This is a genomic window from Bordetella petrii (assembly GCF_020991325.1).
Lineage (GTDB): Bacteria > Pseudomonadota > Gammaproteobacteria > Burkholderiales > Burkholderiaceae_B > Bordetella_A > Bordetella_A petrii_E.
On the sequence record NZ_JAJMLX010000229.1, the window covers coordinates 1 to 7,453 of the forward strand.

The window sequence follows — 7,453 nt, forward strand, 5'->3', positions numbered from 1 at the left end:
CGCCGCCGGGCTGATCGCGCAGGCGCGCCGCCCGGTGTTTTACGGCGGCGGCGGCCTGGTGAATTCCGGCCCGCAGGCCTGCCAGGCCTTCACCGAACTGGTGCGCCACACGGGCGCGCCCTGCACGCTGACGCTGATGGGGCTGGGCGCGTTTCCCGCGTCGGATCCGCAGTTCGTGGGCATGCTGGGTATGCACGGCACGCTGGAAGCGAACATGGCCATGCACCACGCCGACCTGGTGGTGTGTATCGGCGCGCGCTTCGATGACCGCATCACCGGCAAGCTGGCCGAATTCTGTCCGCATGCGCGCAAGATCCACATCGACATCGACCCGGCCTCGATCAACAAAGTGGTGCGGGTGGACGTGGCGCTGGTGGGCGATTGCCTGCCCTTGATCGACGCCCTGCGCGACGCCCTGGGCAAGCAGCCGCTGCCGCCGGCGCGGCTGGTCGACTGGTGGCGCCGCGTGGAAGGCTGGCGCGCCAGGGATTGCCTGGCCTGCCCGCCCGCCGAAGACGCCATCCTGCCGCAGCAACTGATGCAGCGGCTGAACGCCGCGCTGGCGGGCCGCGATGCCATCGTGTCCACCGACGTGGGGCAGCACCAGATGTGGGCGGCGCAGTACCTGCGTTTCGAGCGGCCCAACCGCTGGCTGACGTCGGGCGGGGCGGGCACCATGGGCTACGGGGTGCCCGCCGCCATCGGCGCGCAAGTGGCTCACCCGGACAAGACCGTGGTGTGCGTCAGCGGCGATGCGTCGGTGCTGATGAACATCCAGGAACTGTCCACCGCCATGCAGCACGAAACCCCTGTCAAGGTGGTGCTGTGCAATAACGGCTATATGGGCATGGTGAGGCAATGGCAGGAACTGATACACGGTGGGCGCTACAGCCACAGCTATAACGCGTCGCTGCCCGACTTCGTGGCGCTGGCCAAGGCGTTCGGCTGGGGCGCGGCGCGGGTGGACGACCCGGCCAGGCTGGACGAGGCGCTGGCGCAGTGCCTGGCGCATCCGGGGCCATACTTCCTGGACGTGGCCGTGGCGGCTCAGGAAAACTGCTTCCCCATGATGCCGGCCGGCGAAGGGCACCACCGGATGATGCTGGCCGAAGGCGTCTGGTACGAGGACGACACAGCCTAGCGGGCCGGGCCCTTGTTTTTCCAGCGATTTAGACGGTTTCGAACAGCGCCTTAGAACATTTGAACTGGACGCCCCGCGGGGCGCTTCCTAGACTCCCCATCACAAATCGACCGTGATGAGGAGACAACGTGCTGAGCCGGGCGCTGGACAATATTCGTGTGCTGGACCTTTCCCGGATCCTGGCCGGCCCCTGGTGCACCCAGAACCTTGCCGACCTGGGGGCGGACGTTATCAAGGTAGAGCGCCCCGGCCAAGGCGACGACACGCGCAAGTGGGGGCCGCCTTATCTGCAGTCGCGCGATGGCCAGGACACCCTGTCGGCCTACTTTACCTGCTGCAACCGCAACAAGCGGTCGATCTGCCTGGATTTTTCGCTGCCCGAGGGGCAGCAGGCGCTGCGCGAGCTGGTGCTTGGCGCCGACGTGCTGGTGGAAAACTACAAAAGCGGCACGCTGAAGCGCTATGGCCTGGACTACGACAGCCTGAAAGCGTTGCGGCCGGAGCTGGTGTATGTGTCCATCACGGGGTACGGGCAAAGCGGCCCGAAGGCGCGGCAGCCGGGCTACGACTACATTTTCCAGGGCATGGGCGGCCTGATGAGCCATACCGGCGTGCCGGATGGCGAACCGGGCGGCGGGCCGCTGCGCGCGGGTATTCCGGTGGTGGACATATCGACGGGCATGTATGCCACGTCGGCCATCCTGGCGGCCCTGATGCAGCGCGCGCGCACCGGCCAGGGCTCCTACCTGGACATCGCGCTGCTGGATGTGGCGGTGGCCATCAACGCCAACCAGGCGGCCAATTACCTGGTGTCCGGGCATTCTCCCCAGCGCAGCGGCAATGCCCATCCCAATCTGGCGCCATACGAGGTGTTCCGCGCGCGCGATGGATTCTTCATCCTGGCCGTGGGCAATGACAACCAGTTCGCCAAGCTTTGCGCGCTGTGCGGCGTGCCCGAATTGGCGCAGCAGGAACGCTACGCGACCAACGCGGCGCGCGTGCAGAACCTGCCCGCCCTGCGCCAGATACTGTCGGACATCATCGCCAGGCAAGACCGCGGCCACTGGACGGCGGGCCTGGAACAGGCCGGCATTGCGTGGGGGCCCGTCAATGACCTGGACGACGTGTTCGCCGATGAGCAAGTGCGCCATCGCGGCCTGCTGCAGCATGCGCGGCACGAACGTTTCGGCGACGTGCCGCTGGTGCGCAACCCCATGCTGGCCGGCGAGCCCGCCGCGCCCTTGCGGCCGCCGCCGCTGGCCGGCGAACACACACACGAAATACTGGGCAAGGCCTAGCGCCTGCCCGCATTAAAGAAGGCCTGGCACGGGCCCGCGCGATGGCACGGCTAGGCCTTCGATTTCCATCACTCACACAGGAGACACACATGAAGAGAACACTTTGGCGCGCCGCCCCGGCGCTGGCGCTGGCGGCGGCGGGTAGCGTGGCGCAGGCGGCGTATCCCGACCGCAGCATCACCCTGGTCGTGCCTTATGCGCCGGGCGGCACCACCGACCTGATGGCGCGCGTGGTGGCGCCCAAGCTGGGCGAGGCGCTGGCGCAAACCGTGGTGGTGGTGAACAAGCCGGGAGCGGGCGGCGCGGTGGGCAGCGGATATGCCGCGCGCGAGCAGCCCGACGGCTACACGCTGGTGATGGCGGTGGAAAGCTCGCATGCGGTCAACCCCAGCGTGCACGCCAAGCCGCCGTACGACCCCATCGCGGATTTCGCGCCCATCAGCAATCTGGCCAATGTGCTGGGCGTGCTGGACGTGCGCGGCGATTCCGATATCAAGTCGTTCGATCAACTGGTGCAGGCCTTGAAGGCCAACCCGGACCGCTTTTCGTTCGGCTCGTCGGGCAGCGGCGGCTACAGCCATTTGTTCGGCGAGCTGTTCCTCAGCACCACCGATACCCAGATGCTGCACGTGCCCTACAAAGGCCTGGGCCCGGCGCTGGTGGGGCTGATGGGCAGCCAGGTGCAGGTGGTGTTCGACAACCTGCCCTCCTCGGCCGGACACCTGGCTTCCGGAACCCTGCGCGCGCTGGCGGTGGCTTCGCCGCAGCGGGTGGAAAGCCTGCCCGACGTGCCCACTTATGCGGAAGCGGGCTATCCGGAACTGAACACGCCGTCGTGGTTCGGCCTGGCGGCACCCGCCGGCACGCCTGGCGCGGTGCTGGACAAGCTGAACCAGGCCGTCAAGCAGGCGCTGGCCGACCCGAAGGTGATGGAAGACATCAAGCGCCTGGGCGCCGTGCCAAACTACACCACCCGTGACGAGTTCGCGGCCATGATCAAGCGGTCCAACACCGTGTGGCAGAAGGTCGTTAACGACATCGGTTTCGAGAAACTCTAGGACTCCCATGGCGACTGATATTCCTCATTACACGCACGCCGGCTTCACTTTGCGCGACGACGGCGTGGGCACGCTGGAAATCCGCGATGCCGGCAAGCTGAACATCCTGAGCGCGGCCGTGGTGGAAGACCTGATCGGCATGCTGGCGCACATCGACCGGCGCGACGACGTCAAGGTGCTGGTGCTGCGCGGCCAGCAAGACAAGGCGTTTGTCGCGGGATCGGACATCAAGGAGATGGCCTACTTCGAGCAGGCCTCGGCCATTGCCTACATCGACCGGCTGCGTCAGCTGTGCGACGGTGTGCGCCTGCTGGCCGTGCCCGTGATCGCCCGCATTCCGGGCTGGTGCCTGGGCGGCGGCATGGAGCTGGCGCTGTCCTGCGACCTGCGCATCGCGTCCGACCAGGCGCACATGGGCATGCCCGAAGTGAAGGTCGGCGTGCCGTCGATCATTCACGCGGCGCTGCTGCCGCGCCTGATCGGCAAGGCGCGTTCCAACTGGATGCTGCTGACCGGCGAGGTGGCCGATGCGCAGCAGGCCGCGTCGTGGGGCCTGCTGGACCGCGTCGTGCCCGCGGCGGAACTCGACACCGAGGTCGACCGCGTTGCGAGTATGCTTGCCGGGCTGGGCCAGCATGCGCTGGCCCAGCAGAAACGGCTGCTGCGCGAATGGGAAGACGAGCCCCTGGAAACCTCGCTGCGCAACGGCGTACTGGAGTTCGGCGCCGCGTTCGATACGGGCGAGCCCGGCCGCTACATGCGGGCTTTCCTGGACGAGAAGGCGCGCAAGGCGGGCGGCTGACGGGGACGGGCGGCGCCGGCCCGCCGCCCTGCCCGGCGGCGATCGCACAGGAGGCTTCCATCCATGTCCTACGAGCTGAAAGACCTGCGCCTGTTCAAGGCCATTGTGCAGGCGGGCAATCTGTCCGCTGGCGCCGCGGCCATGTACATGACGGCGCCTTCGGCCAGCTACCGCCTCAAGAACCTGGAATACGCGGCCGGCAGCCCGCTGTTCGTGCGTTCCGCCCGGGGCATGAGCCTGACGCCGGCCGGTGAAGCGCTGGCGCGCCATGTGGATATCCTGCTGGCGAATCTGCTGGCCATGCAGGCCGAGGTCAGCGCCTATGCCCGCAACCTGAAGGGCAGCGTACGCCTGCTGGCGAACAGCAGTTCGCTCAATGGGTTCATCATTCCCAGCCTGGCCCGGTTCCTGGCGTCCAATGCCCACATCGACGTCGATCTGCAGGAACAGGACAGCGAGTCCATCGGCGGCAAGATCCTGCGCGGCGAAGCCGACATCGGCATCTGCGCCGGCAAGGTGGATGCGCCTGATCTGCGCTGCGAGCTGTATGCCATCGACCGCCTGGTGTGCGCGGCCGCCCCCGACCATGCCCTGGCGCAGCGGCCCCGCATCGCTTTCGCGGACGTGCTGTCGCATGGACAGGTCTGCATGGACCGCGCCAGCAGTAACTTCCATTTCGTGCAGGGCCAGGCGCAACGCCTGGGCAAGACCGTCAGCGTGCGCGTGCACGCCCACGATTTCAGCTCGGTACTGTACCTGGTGCGCGCCGGCGTGGGGGTGGCGCTGGTGCCCGCCAGCGTGGCCCAGCCGCTGGTGCGGGAAGGGGCCCTGGTGGCCGTTCCGCTGCTGGACAGCTGGGCCCTGCGCGACCTGCACCTGCTGACGCGCCAGGACGCCGAGCCCGCCGGCTTGGCGCGCCGCTTTGCCGAGGTGCTGCTGCACGACCCGCAGGTGGTGGCGGCCCGCACCGGCAAAAGCTGGCAGTAGGCGGGGCGCGCCCGCCCTTGGGTTCAGTCGCTCAGTCGTGCTTGATCGACACGGTCTTCAGTACGGTGAAGCCGTACAGCGCCTCGAAGCCTTTCTCGCGGCCGTGGCCGCTGGCCTTGACGCCGCCGAACGGCAGTTCGATGCCGCCGCCCGCGCCATAGTTGTTGATGAACACCTGGCCGCTGCGCACCTTGCGCGCGATGCGCAACTGGCGCGCGCCGTCGCGCGTCCAGACGCTGGCGGCCAGCCCGTACTCGGTGGCGTTGGCGATGCGCACCGCATCGGCCTCGTCGTCGAAGGGCATGGCGGCCAGCACGGGTCCGAACACTTCTTCCTGGGCCAGGCGATGGCCCACCGGAACGTCGCGCAGCAGCGTCGGCGCCTGGTAGTAGCCTTCCGCGGGCGCGCCGTCGGCCACCCGGCCTTGCGCGGCAGTGGCAATGCCGTCCTGGGCGGCGGTTTCCAGGAAGCCCTGCACGCGCTCTTGCTGAGTCTTGCGGATCAGCGGGCCGCAGTCCAGGTCCATGGTGGCGGGGCCGGCGCGCAGGGCCGCGAAGGCTTGCGACAGGCGTTCCAGCACGCGGTCGTAGGCGCTGCGCTCGACCAGCAGGCGGCTGCCGGCTGAACACGTTTGCCCCGCGTTCTGCACGATGGCGTTCACGGCCACCGGCACCAGCGCGTCCAGGTCGGCATCGCCGAACACGATCTGCGGCGACTTGCCACCCAGTTCGAGCGTGACCGGTACGTGGCGCTCGGCCGCCACCTGAGTGACCAGCACGCCGATGCGCGGCGACCCGGTGAAGGAAATGTGGTCGATGCCGGGATGGCGCGTCAAGGCGTCGCCCGCTTCATGGCCGTAGCCGGTGACGATATTGATGGCCCCGGGCGGAAAGCCCACGTCGGCCGCCAATTCGGCCAGGCGCAGCAGCGACAGGCAGGCATCTTCGGCGGGTTTCACCACGCAGGCATTACCCGCCGCCAGGGCGCCCCCGACACTGCGGCCGAAGATCTGCAACGGGTAGTTCCAGGGCACCACGTGCCCGGTGACGCCATGCGGCTCGCGCCAGGTCAGCACGGTGTAGCCGTTCTGGTAAGGCAGGGTTTCGCCATGCAGCTTGTCGGCCGCGCCGCCGTAGTATTCGAAATAGCGCGCCACGGCGGTGACATCGGCACGCGCCTGTTTGGTGGGCTTGCCGCAGTCGCGCGATTCGATGTCGGTCAGTTCGTCGGCGTGGTCCAGGATCTTCACCGACAGCTTCAGCATCAGGCGGCCGCGTTCGGCCGCGGTCAGCTTGCCCCAGGCGCCTTCGTCGTAGGCGCGGCGCGCGGCCTGCACCGCCAGGTCGATGTCCGCGGCATTGCCGCGCGCGATGCTGTCGAAGGGCTGGCCGGTGGACGGATCGATGACCGGGATGGATTCGCCAGACGATCCCGCCACGGGGCGGTTGTCGATGAAATGCTGCTTCATGCCTATGAACCTCTAGTGTCGTTGCAAGGGTGCCGGCGATGCTGCCCGGCAGCGGGCCCGTTGCCAGGCTAGAACAAAATGGACAGGCCTCCGTCCACGGCCAGCACCTGGCCATTGACGTACGAGGCGGCCGGCGATGCCAGGAACACTGCGGCGCCGGCAATTTCTTCGGGATCGCCCCAGCGGCCCATGGGGTTGCGGGCGGCCAGCGGGTCGTGCACGGCGGGGTTGGCCACCATGGCGGCGTTGGTTTCGGTAGCGAAGGTGCCTGGCGCGATGGCGTTGCTGGTGATGCCGTGGGGGCCGAATTCGGCGGCCAGCGCGCGCATCATGCCGGTCAGCCCCTGCTTGGCGGCGGGGTATACGGCGTCGCCGCGGCGCGCCAGCTCGCCTACCACTGACGTAATGGCGATCAGCCGTCCGGCGCGCTGGCGCATCATGCGCTCGGCGGCGTGCTTGGCCAGCAGCAGCCCCGCGACCAGGTCGGTATCGATCAGTTCGCGGATCTCCGCCGCCGTAATGGCCTGCAGCGTCTTGCGGTTGCGGGCGCCCACGTTGTTCACCAGGATGTCCAGGCGGCCGTGGTCGGCGTCGATTTGCGCGAAGGCGCGCGCCATCGCCGCGTCGTCGCCGACGTCGAAGGGCAGTGCCGAGGCCGCCAGGCCCTGGCCGCGCAGTTCGTCAACGGCGGCCTGCACG

The 7,453-nt window shown here is 68.3% G+C and carries 7 protein-coding genes; 5 read left to right on the forward strand and 2 right to left on the reverse strand.

What is annotated here, in order from left to right:
• The 5 genes from LPZ50_RS18975 to LPZ50_RS18995 all read left to right on the forward strand — a co-directional run.
• The coding region (locus LPZ50_RS18975) for a thiamine pyrophosphate-dependent enzyme (RefSeq protein ID WP_230663674.1) at positions 1-1,141 on the forward strand (1,141 nt) is incomplete at its 5' end.
• Between the two features lie 128 nt (positions 1,142-1,269).
• On the forward strand, positions 1,270-2,439 hold the full coding sequence (locus tag LPZ50_RS18980) for a CaiB/BaiF CoA transferase family protein (protein ID WP_230663677.1): 1,170 nt from the start codon (positions 1,270-1,272) through the stop codon (positions 2,437-2,439).
• Positions 2,440-2,528: 89 nt separating this feature from the next.
• A complete protein-coding gene (locus tag LPZ50_RS18985; protein ID WP_230663680.1) occupies positions 2,529-3,497 on the forward strand; it encodes a Bug family tripartite tricarboxylate transporter substrate binding protein in 969 nt (322 codons plus the stop codon).
• 7 nt (positions 3,498-3,504) lie between these two features.
• Positions 3,505-4,299, forward strand: coding sequence for an enoyl-CoA hydratase (locus LPZ50_RS18990; RefSeq protein WP_230663683.1), 795 nt, complete (start codon positions 3,505-3,507; stop codon positions 4,297-4,299).
• A gap of 63 nt (positions 4,300-4,362) precedes the next feature.
• Positions 4,363-5,286, forward strand: a complete 924-nt coding sequence (locus tag LPZ50_RS18995) for a LysR family transcriptional regulator (protein ID WP_230663686.1) — start codon at positions 4,363-4,365, stop codon at positions 5,284-5,286.
• Between the two features lie 31 nt (positions 5,287-5,317).
• Here the strand turns inward: LPZ50_RS18995 and LPZ50_RS19000 are convergent, their stop codons facing one another.
• Complete coding sequence (locus LPZ50_RS19000; protein WP_230663689.1) at positions 5,318-6,754, reverse strand: aldehyde dehydrogenase family protein; 1,437 nt, start codon at positions 6,752-6,754, stop codon at positions 5,318-5,320.
• A 68-nt stretch (positions 6,755-6,822) separates the two neighbouring features.
• A partial coding sequence (locus LPZ50_RS19005; RefSeq protein ID WP_230663692.1) for an SDR family oxidoreductase occupies positions 6,823-7,453 on the reverse strand: 631 nt, incomplete at its 5' end.